Annotated in this window: 17 protein-coding genes; 9 read left to right on the forward strand and 8 right to left on the reverse strand. The window is 66.7% G+C overall.

The window, feature by feature from the left end; genetic code table 11:
• Positions 1-139 precede the first annotated feature (139 nt).
• On the forward strand, positions 140-1420 hold the full coding sequence (locus ACT531_RS12065; protein ID WP_476017583.1) for a DEAD/DEAH box helicase: 1281 nt from the start codon (positions 140-142) through the stop codon (positions 1418-1420).
• 60 nt (positions 1421-1480) lie between these two features.
• On the opposite strand, the gene ACT531_RS12070 is transcribed toward ACT531_RS12065, so the two are convergent.
• A complete protein-coding gene (locus ACT531_RS12070) occupies positions 1481-1810 on the reverse strand; it encodes a DUF6172 family protein (protein WP_476017584.1) in 330 nt (109 codons plus the stop codon).
• A 90-nt stretch (positions 1811-1900) separates the two neighbouring features.
• On the opposite strand from ACT531_RS12070, the gene ACT531_RS12075 reads away from it, so the two are divergent.
• The gene (locus ACT531_RS12075; protein WP_476017585.1) at positions 1901-3163 is read left to right on the forward strand and encodes a sensor domain-containing diguanylate cyclase; all 1263 of its coding nucleotides are present in this window, start codon (positions 1901-1903) and stop codon (positions 3161-3163) included.
• 60 nt (positions 3164-3223) lie between these two features.
• Here the strand turns inward: ACT531_RS12075 and ACT531_RS12080 are convergent, their stop codons facing one another.
• Together ACT531_RS12080 and ACT531_RS12085 are read right to left on the reverse strand one after the other, a co-directional pair.
• Entirely contained in the window at positions 3224-3427 is a 204-nt protein-coding gene (locus ACT531_RS12080; protein ID WP_056747226.1) for a hypothetical protein, read from the reverse strand.
• 85 nt (positions 3428-3512) lie between these two features.
• On the reverse strand, positions 3513-5162 hold the full coding sequence (locus ACT531_RS12085; RefSeq protein ID WP_476017586.1) for a methyl-accepting chemotaxis protein: 1650 nt from the start codon (positions 5160-5162) through the stop codon (positions 3513-3515).
• Positions 5163-5521: 359 nt separating this feature from the next.
• Between ACT531_RS12085 and pstS the strand changes: the two genes are divergently transcribed.
• The 3 genes from pstS (at position 5522) to ACT531_RS12100 (ending at position 8880) form a co-directional block, all read left to right on the forward strand.
• Positions 5522-6559: a phosphate ABC transporter substrate-binding protein PstS gene (pstS, locus tag ACT531_RS12090; protein ID WP_476017587.1), complete on the forward strand. Its 1038-nt coding sequence runs from the start codon at positions 5522-5524 to the stop codon at positions 6557-6559.
• A 102-nt stretch (positions 6560-6661) separates the two neighbouring features.
• Positions 6662-8191, forward strand: a complete 1530-nt coding sequence (locus ACT531_RS12095; RefSeq protein ID WP_476017588.1) for a CYTH and CHAD domain-containing protein — start codon at positions 6662-6664, stop codon at positions 8189-8191.
• Between the two features lie 20 nt (positions 8192-8211).
• Positions 8212-8880, forward strand: coding sequence for a 3'-5' exonuclease (locus ACT531_RS12100; protein WP_476017589.1), 669 nt, complete (start codon positions 8212-8214; stop codon positions 8878-8880).
• Positions 8881-9099: 219 nt separating this feature from the next.
• On the opposite strand, the gene ACT531_RS12105 is transcribed toward ACT531_RS12100, so the two are convergent.
• On the reverse strand, positions 9100-11154 hold the full coding sequence (locus tag ACT531_RS12105) for an oxidoreductase (protein ID WP_476017742.1): 2055 nt from the start codon (positions 11152-11154) through the stop codon (positions 9100-9102).
• Positions 11155-11251: 97 nt separating this feature from the next.
• On the opposite strand from ACT531_RS12105, the gene ACT531_RS12110 reads away from it, so the two are divergent.
• The gene (locus tag ACT531_RS12110) at positions 11252-11884 is read left to right on the forward strand and encodes a TetR/AcrR family transcriptional regulator (RefSeq protein WP_476017590.1); all 633 of its coding nucleotides are present in this window, start codon (positions 11252-11254) and stop codon (positions 11882-11884) included.
• Between the two features lie 24 nt (positions 11885-11908).
• Here the strand turns inward: ACT531_RS12110 and ACT531_RS12115 are convergent, their stop codons facing one another.
• Positions 11909-12136 (reverse strand): SlyX family protein, encoded by a 228-nt coding sequence (locus ACT531_RS12115; protein ID WP_008906148.1) that lies wholly within the window; start codon positions 12134-12136, stop codon positions 11909-11911.
• A gap of 7 nt (positions 12137-12143) precedes the next feature.
• Positions 12144-13334, reverse strand: a complete 1191-nt coding sequence (locus ACT531_RS12120; RefSeq protein ID WP_146871809.1) for an aminotransferase-like domain-containing protein — start codon at positions 13332-13334, stop codon at positions 12144-12146.
• Positions 13335-13459: 125 nt separating this feature from the next.
• Here ACT531_RS12120 and ACT531_RS12125 point away from each other — a divergent pair, with 125 nt between their 5' ends.
• Complete coding sequence (locus ACT531_RS12125; protein ID WP_476017591.1) at positions 13460-13939, forward strand: AraC family transcriptional regulator; 480 nt, start codon at positions 13460-13462, stop codon at positions 13937-13939.
• A 52-nt stretch (positions 13940-13991) separates the two neighbouring features.
• On the opposite strand, the gene ACT531_RS12130 is transcribed toward ACT531_RS12125, so the two are convergent.
• The gene (locus ACT531_RS12130; protein ID WP_476017592.1) at positions 13992-14969 is read right to left on the reverse strand and encodes a Bug family tripartite tricarboxylate transporter substrate binding protein; all 978 of its coding nucleotides are present in this window, start codon (positions 14967-14969) and stop codon (positions 13992-13994) included.
• A gap of 89 nt (positions 14970-15058) precedes the next feature.
• On the reverse strand, positions 15059-16531 hold the full coding sequence (locus ACT531_RS12135; RefSeq protein ID WP_476017593.1) for an amidase: 1473 nt from the start codon (positions 16529-16531) through the stop codon (positions 15059-15061).
• Positions 16532-16655: 124 nt separating this feature from the next.
• Between ACT531_RS12135 and ACT531_RS12140 the strand changes: the two genes are divergently transcribed.
• On the forward strand, positions 16656-17621 hold the full coding sequence (locus tag ACT531_RS12140) for a LysR family transcriptional regulator (RefSeq protein WP_056747174.1): 966 nt from the start codon (positions 16656-16658) through the stop codon (positions 17619-17621).
• Between the two features lie 2 nt (positions 17622-17623).
• Positions 17624-18262: an endonuclease III gene (nth, locus tag ACT531_RS12145; RefSeq protein ID WP_056065129.1), complete on the forward strand. Its 639-nt coding sequence runs from the start codon at positions 17624-17626 to the stop codon at positions 18260-18262.
• The last annotated feature ends 18 nt before the right edge of the window (positions 18263-18280 follow it).

The raw sequence follows: 18280 nt of genomic DNA on the forward strand, positions 1-18280 counted from the left end.
TGCGATCCGGCAGGTGCTAACCACGCATTGCAGGCCTGTAGGAAGAGCGTATCGGGCAACTGCGGCGACAATGCGGGCCATTACTGCTTTGTCTGCGCTGCCTCGCGTGTCTCCCTCAACGCGTCCCCTGCGCCTTTCCATGCCTTTTGCTTCCCTCGGTCTCTCCCCCGCCCTTGTCCACGCTGCCACCCAGGCGAGCTTTGTGGCGCCCACGCCCATTCAGGCGGGCGCCATTCCGGCCATCCTGCAAGGGGTAGACCTGCTGGGTGCGGCGCAGACGGGGTCGGGCAAAACGGCGGCCTTCGCCCTGCCCTTGCTGCAGCAGCTGCAGCTCAGCGCCACCGGCGGGCCGCGCCGGGTGCGTGCCCTGGTGCTGGTGCCGACGCGTGAACTGGCCGCGCAGGTGGGCGAAGTGCTGCGCAGCCTGGCGCAGCACCTGCAGCAACCGCTCAAGATCGCCATCGTGTTTGGCGGCGTATCCATCAACCCGCAGATGCTGGGCTTGCGCGGCGGTGCCGACATTGTGGTGGCCACCCCGGGGCGCCTGCTGGACCTGGTGGACCACAACGCGTTGCGCCTGTCGGCCGTGGCGCACCTGGTGCTGGACGAAGCCGACCGGCTGCTGGACCTGGGCTTTGCCGAAGAACTGCAGCGCGTGCTGGCGCTGTTGCCTGCCCGGCGGCAAAACCTGTTCTTCTCGGCCACCTTTCCCGCTGCAGTGCAGGCGCTGGCCGATGGCCTTCTGCAGAACCCCGTGCGGGTGGAAGTGCCGCACACCCCGGGCAACGAGCCCGCCATCGAACAACGCGCCATTGCGGTGGATGCGAGCCGCCGCACCCAACTGCTGCGCCATCTGGTCAAGGAGCACAACTGGTCGCGCATGCTGGTGTTCGTGGCCACGCAGTACGCGGCCGAGCACGTGGCGGAAAAGCTCTACAAGGCGGGCATCTACGCCACACCGTTCCACGGCGGGCTGAGCCAGGGCGCGCGCAACCAGGTGCTGCAGGAGTTCAAGGACGAGCGCTGGCAGGTGGTGGTCACCACCGACCTGGCTGCGCGCGGCATCGACATTGCACAGCTGCCCGCCGTGGTGAACTACGACCTGCCCCGCTCTGCCGTGGACTATGTGCACCGCATCGGTCGCACCGGTCGCGCGGGCGAAAGCGGCATGGCCGTGAGCTTTGTGACGGCCGATGCCGAGGCGCATTTCCGGCTGATCGAAAAGCGCCAGCACCTCACCATTCCGCGTGAGCAGATCGCAGGCTTTGAGCCGACCGAAACGTCCCAGCCCCCATCCCCTGCAGATCCTCAAGGCACCGGTGGCATCAAGGGCAAACGCCCCAGCAAAAAGGACAAGCTGCGCGCAGCCGCCGCAGCGCAAACCGCTCAAACCCCTGCTGGCCAGAAAAAAGGCCCCTGAAGGGGCCTGCAGTGTCGGGATACAGAGTGGGCTGGGGTGGTACACACCCAGGACCCGGGCTCACACGACGTCTTCTTCGTCCCCGCCCTGCGGCGCCTGCCCTGCGGGACGTGGCGTGCGTTTGCCGGGTTTGGCCAGAATTTCCACATAGAACTGGGCGCCCCCCTCGGCCGCCACGTCGTTGATCAAGCCGGTCAAGGCCGACAGATGCGCCACAGCGGCGTCTTCCTTGGTGCGACCAAACCGGCAGTCAAAGTCCCAGAAATCGGCGCCTTCGGGCAGGTCGCGGCGCCGTTCGCGCTTGATGTATTTGCGGATTTCGTGCTTGACGGCATCCAGAACGCGGTCGCGGTTCTTGCCTTCAACGTGGAGTTGGAAAGTTTTTCTCATGGGCGATAGTACCGCCTGCGACAGATGATCTTTGATGGCGCCTCTTCCCGGTGCCACAATGGTGCATTACTTTTGGTTACCCACCAGCCCATGAACCACGACCTGCGCCTGCTGCACCTGTTGCCAGCGGCTGTGCTTGTCACACAAGAGGGTGCCATCCGCTTTGCCAACGCCGCCAGCATGGAGCTGCTGGAGGCGCCCAGCATCGACAGCCTGATCGGGCGGCTGTCCGGCGATTTTGTGCACCCCCTCGACCAGGTGCGCTCCACCAACCGCATCCAGCAGGTGGCCGTGCCCGAGCAGGCCGGGCGGCCCAACAAGTCGTCCGAGTTCCGCATTCGCACCGAGCGGGGCAACCTGCGCATGGTGCTGATCAGCAGCGTGGCTATTGAATGGGACGGTGCGCCCGCCGTGCTCATGTGCGGCATGGACATGACGCACCAGAGCGAGATTGAGGCCCAGCTGCGCGAGAGTGAGCAGAACTTCCGGCGCCTGTTCGACAACATGCAGGACGTGTACTACCGCACCGACGCACAGGGCATCGTGCAGCATGTAGGCCCTGGCGTGCGCCGCGTGCTCGGCTACGAACCGCATGAAATCGAAGGCCGCACCGCCGAGTCGTACTACCCCCAGAGCAAGGACCGCGACGCGTTCAAGGCCGCAATCATGGAGCACGGCGAGGTGTCGGACTTTCCGGGCCAGATGGTGCGGCGCGATGGCACGGTGATCGACATCTCCATCAGCAGCCACGCGCTATACGACCATGCCGGCAATTTTGCGGGGGTCGAGGGCATTTACCGCGACGTGACGCAGCGCAAGAACCTGGAGCGCGAACTGCAGCGCCTGGCCACCACCGACATGCTGACGGGCATTGCCAACCGCCGCGCGTTTCTGGAATGTGCCGAGTCGGCCTATGCCCATTCACGGAGCAACGGCGAGCCCCTGACCTTGCTGATGCTGGACCTGGACCACTTCAAGACCATCAACGACCGTTTTGGTCACCTGGAGGGCGACCGTGCGCTGATGGCGTTTGCGCAGGCCATCAAGGGCCAGTTGCGCGCCAGCGATGCCGTAGGCAGGCTGGGCGGCGAAGAGTTTGGCGTGCTGTTGCCCCTGACCACACTGGCCGAGGGCCTGGAGGTGGCCACGCGCATGCTGCACAGCATCCGCGCCTTGGAGCTGACGGACGATGCAGGCCACAGCTACCGCGTCACCACCAGCCTGGGTGTGGGAACCTTCCGCCAGAGCGATCGCAGCCTGCGCGACATGCTCGACCGTGCCGACCAGGCGCTGTACCTGGCCAAGCACCGGGGGCGCAACCAGGTGGCTTCGCTCGAGACACTGGACGAGTGATCATTTCAGTCGCCCTGATCGGTGAGAGATCAGGGCCATGCAGCATGCCAAGGCACCTGTTCAAAGGCGCATGCGTTCCTGCTGCAGGTTCCACAGGCAGGCTGCGATGCGCAGCAGCATCTCCATCACCTGCTCCGAGCCGCTGCAGGACAGCTCCAGATCATCAATGAGCATCGCCAGCTGGGAGATGGCGTCTTCGGGGGCGGCAGCGCCACCACTGCGCGCCACTTCGGCAATCGCGATCAATACGTCGGTGCGGTTCATGGCGCAGGACTTGGCGTGGTGGGTGGCAATGTCTCTGTCATTGGCTGCATAGGCCACGCGACGCAGAGACCACGCCGCCGCCGGGCTAGCGGGCCGAGATGGCCAGTTGCGCGCGACTGCCGGCCCCGCCCTCCAGAGCCACAGCAGGGGGCAACCCTGCCGTTTCCAGCAAGGGCGCGCCTGCAGCAGGCAGGGGCATATCCGGCGTCAGGCGGAACTGGTGAATCACCTCCAGCAGGCGCCTTACCTGATTCTTCATGCCGGTCGAGGCGGACGAACTGTCATCCACCAGCGCAGCGTTCTGCTGTGTGGCCGCGTCCAGCTGGCGCACGGCCTCTCCGATCTGGGCAATGCCCCGGGCCTGCTCCTGCCCGGCATCCTTGATGGCGGTGATGAGCGACACCACCTGGTTCACATGGTGCACGGTGTTGGCCACACGCTCGCCCGCCTGCCCCACCAGGGTGGACCCGCGCTCCACACCCTGCACGCTGGCCGAGATCAGGCCGCGAATCTCCCGGGCCGCCATGCTGCTGCGCTGCGACAGGCCCCGCACCTCGCCAGCCACCACCGCAAAGCCCCGGCCCTGCTCACCCGCACGCGCGGCCTCCACCGCCGCATTCAGCGCCAGCAGATTGGTCTGGAAGGCGATGTCGTCGATCACCTTGATGATGTCCGTGATCTTCTGCGACTGGGTCTTGATCTCCTGCATGGTGGCGATCACATCGCGCATCACGCTGCCGCATTCGTTGGCCACACTGCTGGCCTCCTGCGCCAGGGCGGTGGCACGCTGGGCGTTGTCGGTGTTGTGCTGCACCGTGATGGTCAGCTGCTCCATCGACGCGGCCGTCTCCTGCAGATTGGATGCCTGCACCTCGGTGCGGCGTGCCAGGTCTTCGGTGCCGCCCGCCATCACCACGGCCTCGTGGGCGACCGTCTCGGTGCTGGCGCGCACCTCGGTGATCACGCGCACCAGCTGGTGGTTCATCTCGCGCAGGGCACCTAGCAGCTCGGCGGTCTCGTCATTGCCGCGCACCTCAATCTGCGCCGTCAGGTCGCCCCCCGCCACGGTGCGTGCCAGCACCACGGCCTGGCGCAGCGGGCGCGAGATGGAGCGGGTGATGACCCAGGCCATCGCCGCGCCCGCCAGTAGTGCCAAGGCCGTGGCGGCCAGCATCCACCAGTGGATGGTGTCGCTCATGGCGCGGGCCCCGTCAAACTCTGCCGCGGCCACGTTGATCTGCAGCGCCACCAGGCGCTCGATGGCGTCCTGCACCTTGAGCGCGTTGGGCCGGATCTGGGTGATGTACAGCTCCGAGCCGTCGTCGTACTTGCCGGCCACCAGCGCGGCCGACGCCGGGATCAGGCCCTTGTCCAGATAGGTGGCGTTGGCATCGGCAAAGGCCTGCGCCAGGGCCTGCTCCTCGGCCCCCAGGGGCTTGGCGGCGTACTCCTTCCACAGGGCCTGGATGCGCTCGACATTGGCGGTCAGGGCCGCGTGGCTGGCCTCCAGGTTGCTGGTGCCGGGGTCCATCAGCATGTCCATCACCAGCACGCGGTTGCGCTGCGTCAGGTGGCTGATCTCGGCCAGCACGCCCATCGGCACGGTGCGGTCGCCGTACAGGGCTGCGCTGCGCTCGGTCAACCGCTTGGCCCCGCTGATGCCCCCCGCCGCCAGGGCCGAGATCAGCAATAACAGCACCGCAAACGCCAGCGCCAGCCGGGTACCAATTTTCATTTTTTGAAGCATCTAAATCTTTCGTGAAGGTCCGCCGAGGCGTCGCCGCCTTGTGGGAACGAACGCGTGTGGCCCGCTGGAGAATGCCCACCCTTTGCGCACAGCGACTTCCCGGCGGAATGCGAAAGATACTAATTGTTTCAAATGACAGATTAATGACGGAGAGAGAAACCTTGACCGTTCAGGCCAATGCTTCAAATCGCTGTCATTTTGCTAGGATCGGCACCGCAAGCGGCTTACCAGCTCAATGAGAGTGCGCCGACTTTCATTGCACCGGAAATAGTGCGCGGCATATCGTTATTCATAAAAACCATTACATAAAACACATGAAATATATTTACTTTCTTTTGCTGGCAACCATGGCCCTTGTGCAGGCGGGGCTGACCAGCGCGCAGACCGTGACGGGCGCGGGCTCGTCGGCGGCGGCCCCCATCTACCGCAGCTGGGCCAAGGCCTATGCCAAGGCCACCGGCAGTGCAGTGGACTACGACCCGGTAGGGTCCAGCGCGGGCATGAAAAAGATCCAGCAACAAGCCGTCGGCTTTGGTGCGACCGACGTGTACCCCGCCGAGAAGGACCTGCTGGAGCACGGACTGCTCGCGCTGCCCGTGGCCATCACCGGCATCAGCCCCATCGTCAACCTGCCCAAGGTGCCCAACGCCCAGCTGCGCCTGACGGGCGAGGTGCTCAGCCGCATCTTCATGGGCGAAATCTCCCGCTGGAATGCGGCCGACATCGCCGCGCTGAACCCCGATCTGCCCCTGCCCGACATGCCGATCAAGGTGGTGGTGCGCGCCGATGGCTCAGGCACCACCTACAACTTTGCGGACTACCTGGGCAAGGTGAGCCCGCAATGGAAAAAAACCTACGGCGCCAAAACCAGCATTGCCTGGCCTGCAGGGGTGCTGGCCTTCAAAGGCAGCGACGGAGTGGCCAAGGGCGTGCGCGACACGGTGGGCGCCATCGGGTATGTGGACCACGGCTACGTGGCCGAATACGGCCTGACCACCGTGCAGATGAAAAATGCCGACGGCATATACGTCAAACCCTCCATCGACGCTTTCAAGGCAGCACTGGCCAACAGCGATTGGTCGGCCACCGGGGTTTTCAACAGCACCTTGACGCAGCGGCCCGGCAAATCGGTGTGGCCCATCACCATGGGCACATTTGTGGTGTTCCCAAAGGTCACGCAGAACCCCGACCAGACGGCCCAGGCCCTGCGGTTCATTCTGTGGTCGTTCCTCAATGGAGACACCTTGGTGCAAGAAAATAACTTTGTGCGCCTGCCAGACCGGGTTCAGGCTTCGGCATTCAAAATCATTACCTCCATCCGAGATAATCAAGGAAAACCGTTGGGCATGAACTTGATATCGTCTTTCAATCGCTCTTCGCAATAAATCCGGTTTCGCGTAAAACATTGATTATTCACAGATAACCAGCGCACTATCTTGATCCGGCATCACCCTGTGAAGGGAATACCACAGGATAATGCCGCCATCATGGAAATCGAATTCAAATTCTGCATCCCGCCCGAGCGCCTGGCCGCTGTGCAAGCGGCATTGCGCCGGGGCCGGTGTACCGCTATCCGCATGGAGGCCCGCTACTTCGACACGCCCGACGGCGCACTGGGGTCACGCGGCATTGCGTTTCGCCTGCGGCGTGAGGGCGACCAGTGGGTGCAAACCGTCAAGGCGCTGGGCGATGGCCCGCTGGACCGGCAGGAGCACAACGTCGCACGCGGCCCCGCCACCGAAGGCACCGCGCCCGAGCCCCAACCTCAATTGCACAGTGGCACCGTGGCGGGCGCGCGGCTGCAGCAGGCGTTGCAAGCCGCAGGCAGCCCCCTCGTCGAGACCTATGGCACCGAGATGGACCGGCTGACCCGCGACATCACCCGCCAGGGAACCGTGGTCGAGCTGGCGCTGGACACCGGCCGGGTGGTGGCCCACCGGGGCACAGCGCGGCAGGCCGAAGCCCCCATTTGCGAGCTGGAGCTGGAACTCAAGGCCGGGCCCGTGACGGGCCTGGCAGCGCTCGCCGCGCAGTGGGCCACACGGCATGGACTGTATCTGAGCACCGTGTCCAAGGCCGAACGGGGCGAGCGCCTGCTGGCCGCACCCGATCGCAGTTCGCCCCGCAAGGCCCGGTCCCCTTCCCCCCTGTACCAGCAACTGCCCGCCGGGCTGGCCCTGCAGCGCGCCGTGGTGGCGCAGTGCCTGCAGCAGATCCTGGGCCCTGCCAGCGACCTGGCAGAAGGGTCCAACGATGAAGAGCAACTGCACCAATTGCGCATCGGCATCCGCCGCCTTCGCACCGCCCTGCGCGAGCTGGCGCCCCTGGCCCCGGGCCACCTGGACCCCGCCTGGGAGCCGCCCCTGGTCCATGTGTTCCAGCAGCTCGGCCACCTGCGGGACCGCAGCCACGTGATGCAACGCATCGGTGCCGAACTGCGCGATGCCGGAGCGCCGCCCCTGTCCACCCACCCGAACGGCGCTACCGGGCTGGAGGCCCAGGTGGCACAACACATCGTGCGCGATGCGGCCTTTCAGGAAGCGCTGGTGCATCTGATGGCCTTTACCACCCCAGGGCTGGATGCCACGGGCAGTGCCCCAGAAGGTCTGGACGCCCGTGCCACGCGCCGCCTGCTGCAGCAGCGCCTGCGCGCACTGCATGCCCAGGTGCAAAAAGGCGCACGGGGTTTTGCCACGCGCACGCCCCAGGCACAGCACCGGCTGCGCAAACGACTCAAGCGCCTGCGTTACCTCACCGAGTTTGTGGCGCCCGCACTGGATGCGCACAGCACCCGGTTTCTCGACAGCCTGCAGCCTGCGCTGTCGGCCCTGGGCCGCCTGAACGACGAGCGTGTGGCGGCGGTGCTGTACCGCGAACTGGCAGAGTCGGGCGAGCCGAACGCCTGGTTTGGCGCGGGCTGGCTGGCAGGGCGGCAAGCCCAGTCGGTGGCCGCCTGCGAGCAGGCCCTGGCGCAGATCGCAGAGGCGCCCCGCCTGCGCAAAACCGGCAAACGCTGAAGGGCCACCTGCACGGCACAATGGCCCGCATGACGGACTCTCCTCCTTCGCGGCGCCAGCCGCCCTCCACGCCCCGCCAACCCACTGCGCACACCGCCCCGCGCCCCACACCCGACAAAGACCAGATCGCGCTGCTGGAGCCCTTTGAACGCCTGGGCCTGGACCGCATCGCCCTCGTCTCCACACCTGCCCAGGCCGACCAGGCTTGCGATGCGCTGGCCGGTGCGAGCGCCTGGGGTTTTGACACCGAATCCAAACCCACCTTTGTGCAGGGCGAGGCGTCGGACGGCCCGCACATCGTGCAACTGGCCACACTGGAGCGGGCCTGGGTGTTCCAGCTGCACGACCCCGGCTGCCGCGCGCGTGTGGCCGAGCTGCTGGCCTTGCGCGGTGTGACCAAGGCAGGCTTTGGGCTGGGCGACGACACGAAGCGCATCCAGCACAAGCTGGGCGTGCAACCGGCCGATGTGCTGGAGCTGAACACCGTGTTCCGCCAACGCGGCTACCGCAAGGACATGGGCGTGAAAGGGGCCGTGGCCGTGCTGTTCAACCGGCGTTTCATCAAGTCTAAAAAGGCCGCCACCTCCAACTGGGCCAACGCCCGGCTGAGCGATGCCCAGCTGGTCTACGCCGCCAACGACGCCTGGGCGGCGCTGCGGGTGTTCAACGCCTTGCATCCGACCGCCTGAGGGGCTGCGCGCGCACAGCGGCGGCGGCCCGGCACGGCACGGCACGGCACGGCACGGCACGGCACGGCACGGCACGGCAGTCTGTGCATTGCGTTCACTATCAAAACAATAGCTTCTCAGGCATGATTCACTAGCGCTACCGGCCAAAACGGCCTCAACAACGCGCCTGACAGGCCCTGCGAGGCCCTGTGAGTCCCCGCAGGCGATCCATGCACCGACCTACAGCCGGGCCGCGAGCCGCGCCGCCTGGTCGATAGCGCGTTTGGCGTCCAGCTCACCCGCCTCCAGCGCCCCCCCGATCAGGTGGGGCTTGCGGCCCTGGGCCTCCAGGTCCTGCGCCAGGCTGCGCAACGGCACCTGGCCCGCGCACAGCACCACGGTGTCGCACGGAATCCAGGTCGGGTCTTCGCGCTTCTCGCCGTACGACACCAGCAGCCCTTCGTCGGCAATGCGCTCGTAGTTCACGCCGCCCACCATCTCCACCGCTTTCATCTTCAGCACGGTGCGGTGGATCCAGCCTGTGGTCTTGCCGAGGCCGCCGCCGAGCTTGCCCTTCTTGCGCTGCAGCAGCGTCACCTGCCGTGCAGGGGGCGTCACACGCGGGCCGCTGGCGGCCAGACCACCGCGCGCTTCGGCCGGGTCGGTGATGCCCCACTCCGCCTTCCAGGCGGGCAAATCGAGCGTGGTGGAAGGGTGGTCGCCATGCGTGAGGAATTCGGCCACGTCAAAGCCAATGCCGCCCGCGCCGATGATGACCACGCGCTCGCCGACCGGCTTGCCGTGACGCAACACATCGATGTAGCTCAGCACCTTGGGGTGGTCCTGGCCAGGGATCTTCGGGTCGCGCGGCTCCACGCCCGTAGCCACGATGACCTGGTCAAAGCCCGCCAGGTCGGCGGCTGCGACCTTGCGGTTCAGATGCAGCAACACGCCAGTGTCTTCCACCCGCGTGGCCAGGTAACGCAGCATTTCGTGGAACTCTTCCTTGCCCGGAATCACCTTGGCCATGTTGAGCTGGCCGCCGATGGCGGGCGCCGCGTCGAACAGGTGGACCTCGTGGCCACGCTCGGCAGCCACCGTGGCAGCGGTGAGGCCTGCAGGCCCCGCGCCCACCACCGCGATGCGTTTGCGCGACGACACGGGGCGGTACACGAGCTCCGTCTCATGGCAAGCACGCGGGTTGACGAGGCAGCTGCTGGTCTTGTTCTGGAACACATGGTCCAGGCAGGCCTGGTTGCAGGCAATGCAGGTGTTGATGCGGTCGGCCCGGCCTTGCGCAGCCTTCTTCACAAAGGCCGCATCGGCCAGCAGGGGCCGCGCCATGGACACCATGTCGGCGCAGCCATCGGCCAGCACCTGCTCGGCCACCTCGGGCGTGTTGATGCGGTTGGACGTGACCAGCGGCGTGGTGATGCCCGCCGCCGCGAACTCGGCCTTCATCTTCTGCGTGACCCACGCAAACGCTGCGCGCGGCACGCTGGTGGCAATGGTAGGCACCCGCGCCTCGTGCCAGCCGATGCCGGTGTTGACGATGTTGGCGCCGCCCGTGGCCACGGCCTTGCCCAGGGTGACGATCTCGTCCCACGCGCTGCCGCCAGGCACCAGGTCGATCATCGACAGGCGGTAGATGATGATGAAGTCCTTGCCAACGGCCTCGCGCATGCGGCCGATGATCTCCACCGGCAGGCGCATGCGGTGGCTGTAGTCGCCGCCCCATTCATCGCGCCGCAGGTTGGTGGCCTGCGACAGGAACTGGTTGATGAAGTAACCCTCGGAGCCCATCACCTCCACACCGTCGTAGCCAGCCTCGCGCGCCTTGATTGCGCAATTGACGAACGCGCGTATCTGGCGCTCCACCCCGCGTGCCGACAGCGCAAACGGCGTGAACGGCGAGATGGGCGACTGCAGCCGCGAGGGCGCCACGGCCAGCGGGTGGTAGGCATAGCGGCCCGTGTGCAGAATCTGCAAGGCAATCTTGCCGCCCGCTGCGTGCACAGCCTCGGTCACCACACGGTGGCGCTTGGCCGCGCCGGACGTTGCCAGCGTGCCCGCAAACGGCTTGGCCCAGCCCGCGATATTCGGTGCGAAGCCACCCGTCACGATCAAGCCCACGTCACCCTCAGCCCGCTCGCGAAAGTACGCCGCCATGCGCGAGAGGTCACGCCCGTCCTCCAGCCCCGTGTGCATGGAGCCCATGATCACGCGGTTTTTGAGGGTGGTGAACCCCAGGTCGAGGGGGGCGAGCAGGTGGGGGTACAAGGCGGCACCGGACATGGAGGCAGCGCCTGCAGAGGTGGCAATGGGAGAGGAATGCATGGAAGGATCGTGGACTAGAAATATTTTCTAGAACTTTATTCTAGAATCCCGTTCCATGGCAAGCCGCAATTCCCCGCCCCCCACCGCATCCCCTGCCGAGGCAACCACCGACCGCCGCCAGGACATCCTAAACGCCGCCCTGGCTTGCGCGGCCGACGGCGGCGTGGACGCGGTCACCATCGACGGCGTACGCGCGCGCTGCGGGGCCAGCGTGGGCAGCATCTATCACCACTTTGGCAACCGCGACGGCATCGTGGCGGCGCTGTTCTTCGAGATCTATCACGACCAGTCGCGCAGCGTGCAGGCGCAGCTGGATGCCGCCCAGGGCGTGGAGGCGGGCGTGCAGGCCCTGGTCACGGGCTATCTGGACTGGGTGGTGGCGCAGCCCGAGCGGGCGCGTTTTCTGTTCCAGGCGCGTGGCGCCGTGGCCGCCGGCCCGCGCACGCCAGACCTGGCCGAGGCCGCGCGGCGCCGCAACCAGGCGCTGGTGGCCTGGTTTGAACCCCACCGCAGGGCCGGCGCGCTGCGCGACCTGCCATGTGAGCTGATGCCATCACTGGTGATGGGGCCGGTGCAGAGCTATTGCAGGGCCTGGCTGTCGGGCAACGCGGCCCAAGGGGGTTTGCCCTCGCCCACCACCTACCGCACCGAGCTGGCCGAGGCTGCCTGGCGGTCGGTGAGGGCGTAGACCGAGCGATCGGATCAGCTCCGATCAGTAATGCGGCGGCAGCTCGTCGCGCAGGTTGCGCGGGCCGTTCGAGCCGCCTTCGGGCGCCTGCTGGCGCAGCTGGATGACCTCGTGCGTCAACCGGTCGATCAGTTGCTGCTGCTGGTAGATGGTCATGTTCAGCTGGTCCAGCAGGTCTTCGGTAAAGCTGGCCTTGATCTCCAGGCTTTCGAGACGCTGGAGAACGTTGGCGAGATCGTTGGTGTCGGACATGGAGGCGTCAGATCGCCTGGCCCAGGCGCGCTACGCCTTCGCGGATCTTGTCCACATCGGCCGTCGCAAACGACAGGCGGAAGGTGGCGTGGTCGGGGTTAGCGCAGAAGAACGGCGTGCCGGGCACAAAGGCCACGCCCTTATCAATCGCGCGCTTGGCCAGCACGTTGCCATCGGCCACCTTGCCGCCTGCCCCCGTGAGGCGCGCCCACACAAACAGGCCGCCCTGGGGCTGCACAAATTCGATGGCGTCGCCCAGCTCCTTGCGCAGCGCATCGCCCATGGCCTGGGCGCGCTCGGCGTACACCTTGCGCACATGGGCCAGGGTGCCAGGCATGCGGCCGGCCTTGAGGTACTGCGCGGCCGTGGCCTGCGCAAAGGTGCTGGTGTGTGCATCGCTGAACTGCTTGCACATGGTGGCCTTGCCCAGCAGCTCGGCCGGGGCAATCATCCAGCCCACGCGCAGGCCGGGCGACAGCACTTTGCTCAAGCTGCCGCAGTGCACCAGCAGATCGCGGCTGCCGGGCACGGTGGCCGACAGGTTGAGCAGGCTGGGTGGAGGCGCATCGCCAAAGTACAGGTCGCCGTAGGGGTCGTCCTCGACGATCAGCGTGTTGTGCTTCACCGCCATCTCCAGCACGGCCTTGCGGCGCTCCAGGCTCAGCATGGCGCCGCTGGGGTTGCCGAAGGTGGGGATCAGGTAAACGAATTTCGGCTTGTGCTCGGCAATGAGCTTTTCCAGCTCGTCGGTCTTCACGCCGTTGCCATCGATGGGCGCGCTGATGAGTTCGGCGCCGTACAGGCGAAAGCACTGGATGGTGGCGAGGAAGGTCGGGCCTTCCACAATCACCTTGTCGCCGGGGCTGATGAGGGTCTTGCCCAGCAGATCCAGCGCCTGCTGGCTGCCGGTGGTGACGATGAGGTTGTCGGCCGCGACATCCTTGGCGCCCTTGCTGGTCATGAAGGCGGCCAGTTGCTCGCGCAGCGGGTTGTAGCCCTCGGTGGCGCCATATTGCAATGCTGCGCCAGGCTCTTCGGCCAGGGCGGCGTTGCTGGCTGCGCGGATGCCTTCCACGTCAAACATCGCGCTGTCCGGAAAGCCACCCGCAAAGCTGATGATGCCGGGCTTGCCCAGCAGCTTGAAAAGCTCGCGGATGGCGGAGGTTTCTACGTTGTTCAGGCGGTCGGCAAATTGCATGGCGTGGACAGAAGTGGTTGGCAACAAACTGTGCATTGTCGCCAATTGCGACGCTGGATTCATGCGGTGTCCGCCCGAGAGGCCCTAAACTGGGTTTTCCCTCCACCGCCATAGCCCCGCCCGCCATGACCCTGACCCTCCACACCCTGCCCCGCATGCGCCTTGCCACCATGCGCCACACCGGCGCTTACGGCCACCCGGGCCTGACCGAGTTGTGGGAGCGTTTTGGCAGCTGGTGTGCCGCCAACCGCCTGGATCATCCGCGCCCCAAGTTCTACGGTTTCAGCCATGACGACCCCGCCTGCACGCCGCCCGAGCAGTGCCGCTACGACGCAGCGGTGCAGATTGGTGTGGGCCTGCGCACCGGGCCCGATGTGCAGGTGATGGACTACGCCGGCGGCGACTACGCCTGCATGCACTTTGTGGGCACAGGGCCCGAGATCGCCGCCGCCTGGGCGCAGATGGGCGCGCAGGGCCAGATTCCCGAGGGTTGGGAATGGGAGCCGCGTGCTGCGCTGGAGATCTACGACGAAGACTTTGCGGTGGACCCTGCCACGGGGCGCTTTCCGTGCTGGCTGTGTATTCCGGTCCAGCGGGCTCGCTGAAACCTGTCGGGAGGCGCTGACAGGCTGGTCAGCCAGGTTCCGGCGCCCACCGTCAATCCACCCGGATATCCGCCCGCGCCGCCACGGCGCGCATCAGCGGCAGCTCGCGCTCAATGCGTGCGCGCAGCGCTTCGCCATTGCCCCCCAGCGGCGTCAGGCCGATGTCCACCATCTTCTTCTTGAACTCCGCCGAGGCCAGGGTCTCCGCCAGGGCCTTTTCCAGCTTCTTCTGCACGGTTGCGGGCAGGCCCGCCGGGCCTACGAAGGCAAACCACGATCCCATGTCAAAGCCGGGGTAGCCGCTCTCGGCCACCGTGGGCACATTGGGCAGCAGGGCTAGGCGCTGCGGGCTGAGTGCGGCAATCGCCTTGATCTTGCCGGACTTGATGAGCGGGGTGGATGCCACCACGGTGTCCACTGCCAGTTGCACCTGCCCGCCCATCAGCGCCGTGAGGCTGGGTGAGCTGCCGTTGAAAGGCACGTGCATCATCGGAAAGCCTGCGGTGGTCTTGAGCATCTCGGCGCCAAAGTGCACCGACGAGCCCGTGCCGTAGGAGCCATACGAAAACTTGTCCGGCGCGGCCTTGGCCTGGGCCACGATGTCCTTGAGCGACTGGCCCGGGGTGTCGTTGTGGGCCACCAGCAGCAACCCCATGTCGGCCACCAGGGCCAGGGGCGTGAAGCTCTTGAGGGGGTCGTACGGCAGGTTGGTGCGGATGGCCGGGTTCATGGTGAGCGTGGTGTTGGACCCGAGCAGCAGCGTGTACCCGTCAGCAGGCGCTTTGGCCACCATGGACGCCGCCACCACCGTGCCCGCACCGGGCCGGTTTTCGACCACCATGGGCTGCCCCAGACGCTCCCCCAGCGCGGTGGCCAGCAGCCGCCCCAGGATGTCGGTCGCGCCACCCGCTGCAAAAGGCACGACCAGCTTGATGGGCCGGTCAGGGTAACTCTGTGCCTGCGCCAGGCCGGGCGCGCCCAGTACCAAGGCGCTGAGCAGAAGACTCGATACGAAGCGGGAACGCAGCATGGTGAAGCTCTCCAGAAAGCACGTTGACAAAAGCGAGGGGTAGCGGGGGTTCACGGTGGGAGACGGAATGGCGAGCAGCGAGGCCCAGGTCACCCCAGCAAGGGGCTGCGCTGGCGCGCGTACCCACTGGCCTGGTCGTAGGCATGGCCGATCTGCAGCACGGCGGCGTCAGACTGTGCCGGGCCGATGATCTGCAGCCCCGCAGGCAGGCCGCCGGGGCCAAAACCTGCGGGGGCTGCCAGCGCGGGCAGGCCGGCCATGGTGGCGGGCACCACGGTCTCCATCCAGCGGTGGTAGGTGTCCATGGTGCGGCCGCCGACCTCGTGGGGCCAGTCCAGCCCGGCATCGAACGGGAAGACCTGCGCAGCGGGCAACACCAGAAAATCGAATTGCTCGAACAGGCCGCGCAGCACCTGATACCACGCGCTGCGCACGCGGGCTGCGTCGTACACCTGCAGGGCCGTCAGGCGCATGCCACGCTCGATCTCCCACACCGCCTCGGACTTCAGCAGTGCACGCGTGGCCGGGTTGCGATACAGGGCTGCATTGGCCCCTGCCACGCTGAAGCTGCGCAGGTCGATCCAGGCGCTCCACAGCTGCGTCAGGTCGAACGCGGGCACCACGGACTCCACTGTGCAGCCCACGGTGCGAAAGTGCTCCAGCGCCTGCTCGCAGGTGGCCAGCACGCCCGGCTCGGTGGGCAAGTGGCCACCCAGGTCACCCAGCCAGCCGATGCGGGCACCGCGCCAGTCGCGCTCCAGCGGCTGGCCCAACAGGGCCACGTCCTCATGGCGCCGCGTGAGCGGCAGGCGCGCATCAAAACCTGCCTGCACCGACAGCAGCAGCGCCAGGTCCGGGATGTTGCGCGCCATGGGCCCGGCCACGCTGAACTGCTGAAAAAACACCTCTTCCGTCGGCCCGTGCGGCACCAGGCCGAACGAGGTGCGCAGGCCGTATACGTTGTTGAACGCCGCTGGCGTGCGCAGCGAGCCCATCATGTCCGAGCCATCGGCCACAGGCAGCATGTGCAGGGCCACTGCCACGGCTGCGCCGCCACTGCTGCCCCCCGCCGACACAGCCGGGTTGTGGGCGTTGCGCGTGGTGCCATACACCGGGTTGTAGGTGTGCCCGCCCAGGCCAAACTCGGGCGAGTTGCTGCGGCCGATGAACAGTGCGCCGCCTGCGCGCATGCGCTCGAACACCACGGCGTCGGTGGCAGACACCTGCCCGGCAAAGATGGGCGAGCCCCGCGTGGTGACCATGCCTGCGGCGGGCATGATGTCCTTGGGCGCCTGCGGAAACCCATGCAGCGGGCCCAGGCTCTCGCCGCGCGCCAGTTGCGCATCGCGCTCTGACGCCTGCGTGCGCAGGGCGTTGCGGTCCACCATCGCCACCAATGCATTCACCACGGGGTTCAGCCGGTCTACCTGGGCCAGGTAGGCGTCCAGCACCTCGGTGCAGGAGACCTCCAGCGCATGGATGGCGCGCGACAGTTCGGTAGCCGTGTAGTCCACGATGTGTCTGGGGGTGCCACCCGGGGTGACGCTGTTTGCAGAAGGCATGGGGGCTGGGGCCGGTGAATGTGTCATTGGTAAGTCAGCATAAGCAGCCTGCTGCGTTTCGACAATCAACGATTTCTGGGGTTATCTTTGCGTTTTACGCAATCCACACCCCGAAAGGCCCTCCATGCTTTCCAGCCGCTTGCAGGACACGGCGCTGCGCTACTTTCTGGAGGTGGTGCGCAGCGGCTCGGTCAGCGAGGCCGCCGCGCGCCTCAATGTGTCGCCCTCGGCCGTGAGCCGCCAGGTGGCTGCCCTCGAAGACCTGCTGGGCGTGCCGCTGTTTGACCGGCGCCCACGCGGCATGGCGCCCAGCGCGGCGGGCGAGCTACTGGCCGCCCATGCCCGGCGCGGCGCGCTGGAGGCCGACCGCGTGGTCTCCGACATCCAGGCACTGCAGGGCCTGCGCACGGGGCTGGTGCGCATCTGCAGCTCTGCGGGTTTTGCCATCGAGTTCCTGCCCCGCGTGATGGCGCAGTTCCGCCTGCAGTACCCCGGCATCCAGTTCCACCTGCGCGTGGCCAGCCCCGCAGCTGTGACGGTGGCGGTGCTCAACGGCGATGCGGACATTGGGCTGACCTACAGCCGCTCGGCCGAGCGGGACATCACCGTGCAGCACCGCCAGGCCGCACCCGTCATCGCCATCATGCGGCCTGACCACGCGCTCGCACGCGCCCACTCCGTCACGCTGGCGCAGATGCACGCCTACCCCATCGCCCTGCCCGAGCGCGACAACACTGTGCGCCAGCTGTTCGACATTGGCTGCAGCCAGCGTGGCCTCGTCTTTGAGCCCGCGCTGGTGTGCAACCACTTCGAGACGCTGATGCACTTTGTGCTGCATGGCGGCGGCCTGTCCATCTCGGGCGAGGTGACGGTGCGCGATCGGGTGCAGCGCGGCGAAATGCATGCCGCCCAGATCCGCGAGCCCGGCATGAGCGCCCGCGCCGCCGAGCTGCAAACCCTGAGCGGCCGCACCCTGCCCGCTGCCGTGCGCATGTTCCTGGAGTTTCTGCAGGCGCAGCTGCGGGACAATGCGCCACCGGCCACGCCCGCCAAAAGAAGCCAGCCACCTGCCCCACCCCGCCAACGATGATGATGAAAACCGCCCAGATCGAGCCCTTCTTCGCCACCCTGAAGGCGGCCAACCCTATGCCCAACACGGAGCTGGAATACACCACCCCGTTCGAGCTGCTGGCCGCCGTGCTGCTGTCGGCCCAGGCCACTGACGTGGGGGTGAACAAGGCCACGCGCAAGCTGTTCCCCGTGGCAGGCACGCCCCAGGCCATCCTGGATTTGGGACTGGAGGGGCTGGAGGGCTACATCAAGACCATCGGCCTGTACCGCACCAAGGCCAAGAACCTGATGGAAACCTGCCGCATCCTGGTGGAGCAACACGGCAGTGTGGTGCCCCGCACGCGCGAGGCGCTGGAGGCCCTGCCCGGCGTGGGCCGCAAGACGGCCAACGTGGTGCTGAACGTGGCCTTTGGCCAGCCCACCATGGCGGTGGACACGCACATCTTTCGCGTGAGCAACCGCACCGGCCTGGCACCGGGCAAGAACCCGCTGGCGGTGGAGCTGCAGCTGATGAAGCGCGTGCCTGCGGCCTATGCGGTGGATTCGCACCACTGGCTCATCCTGCTGGGCCGCTATGTGTGCCAGGCGCGCAAGCCGCGCTGCTGGGAATGTGTGGTGAGCGAGTATTGCGACTACCGGCCGAAGACGCTGGCGCCCTAACGCGCAGAACGCACAGCG

The organism is Acidovorax sp. DMC1, from assembly GCF_056314325.1.

What these genes read in the sequence shown, in the direction of transcription:
- pstS (WP_476017587.1), top strand. Translation starts at nt 5,522, where the DNA reads ATGGCCCTTGTGCAGGCGGGGCTGACCAGCGCGCAGACCGTGACGGGC.
- ACT531_RS12135 (WP_476017593.1), bottom strand. Translation starts at nt 16,531, where the DNA reads ATGCCTTCTGCAAACAGCGTCACCCCGGGTGGCACCCCCAGACACATC.
- ACT531_RS12080 (WP_056747226.1), bottom strand. Translation starts at nt 3,427, where the DNA reads ATGAACCGCACCGACGTATTGATCGCGATTGCCGAAGTGGCGCGCAGT.
- ACT531_RS12100 (WP_476017589.1), top strand. Translation starts at nt 8,212, where the DNA reads ATGGCCCGCATGACGGACTCTCCTCCTTCGCGGCGCCAGCCGCCCTCC.
- ACT531_RS12075 (WP_476017585.1), top strand. Translation starts at nt 1,901, where the DNA reads ATGAACCACGACCTGCGCCTGCTGCACCTGTTGCCAGCGGCTGTGCTT.
- ACT531_RS12065 (WP_476017583.1), top strand. Translation starts at nt 140, where the DNA reads ATGCCTTTTGCTTCCCTCGGTCTCTCCCCCGCCCTTGTCCACGCTGCC.
- ACT531_RS12140 (WP_056747174.1), top strand. Translation starts at nt 16,656, where the DNA reads ATGCTTTCCAGCCGCTTGCAGGACACGGCGCTGCGCTACTTTCTGGAG.
- ACT531_RS12095 (WP_476017588.1), top strand. Translation starts at nt 6,662, where the DNA reads ATGGAAATCGAATTCAAATTCTGCATCCCGCCCGAGCGCCTGGCCGCT.
- ACT531_RS12120 (WP_146871809.1), bottom strand. Translation starts at nt 13,334, where the DNA reads ATGCAATTTGCCGACCGCCTGAACAACGTAGAAACCTCCGCCATCCGC.
- ACT531_RS12085 (WP_476017586.1), bottom strand. Translation starts at nt 5,162, where the DNA reads ATGAAAATTGGTACCCGGCTGGCGCTGGCGTTTGCGGTGCTGTTATTG.
- ACT531_RS12125 (WP_476017591.1), top strand. Translation starts at nt 13,460, where the DNA reads ATGACCCTGACCCTCCACACCCTGCCCCGCATGCGCCTTGCCACCATG.
- ACT531_RS12105 (WP_476017742.1), bottom strand. Translation starts at nt 11,154, where the DNA reads ATGTCCGGTGCCGCCTTGTACCCCCACCTGCTCGCCCCCCTCGACCTG.
- ACT531_RS12110 (WP_476017590.1), top strand. Translation starts at nt 11,252, where the DNA reads ATGGCAAGCCGCAATTCCCCGCCCCCCACCGCATCCCCTGCCGAGGCA.
- ACT531_RS12070 (WP_476017584.1), bottom strand. Translation starts at nt 1,810, where the DNA reads ATGAGAAAAACTTTCCAACTCCACGTTGAAGGCAAGAACCGCGACCGC.
- nth (WP_056065129.1), top strand. Translation starts at nt 17,624, where the DNA reads ATGAAAACCGCCCAGATCGAGCCCTTCTTCGCCACCCTGAAGGCGGCC.
- ACT531_RS12115 (WP_008906148.1), bottom strand. Translation starts at nt 12,136, where the DNA reads ATGTCCGACACCAACGATCTCGCCAACGTTCTCCAGCGTCTCGAAAGC.
- ACT531_RS12130 (WP_476017592.1), bottom strand. Translation starts at nt 14,969, where the DNA reads ATGCTGCGTTCCCGCTTCGTATCGAGTCTTCTGCTCAGCGCCTTGGTA.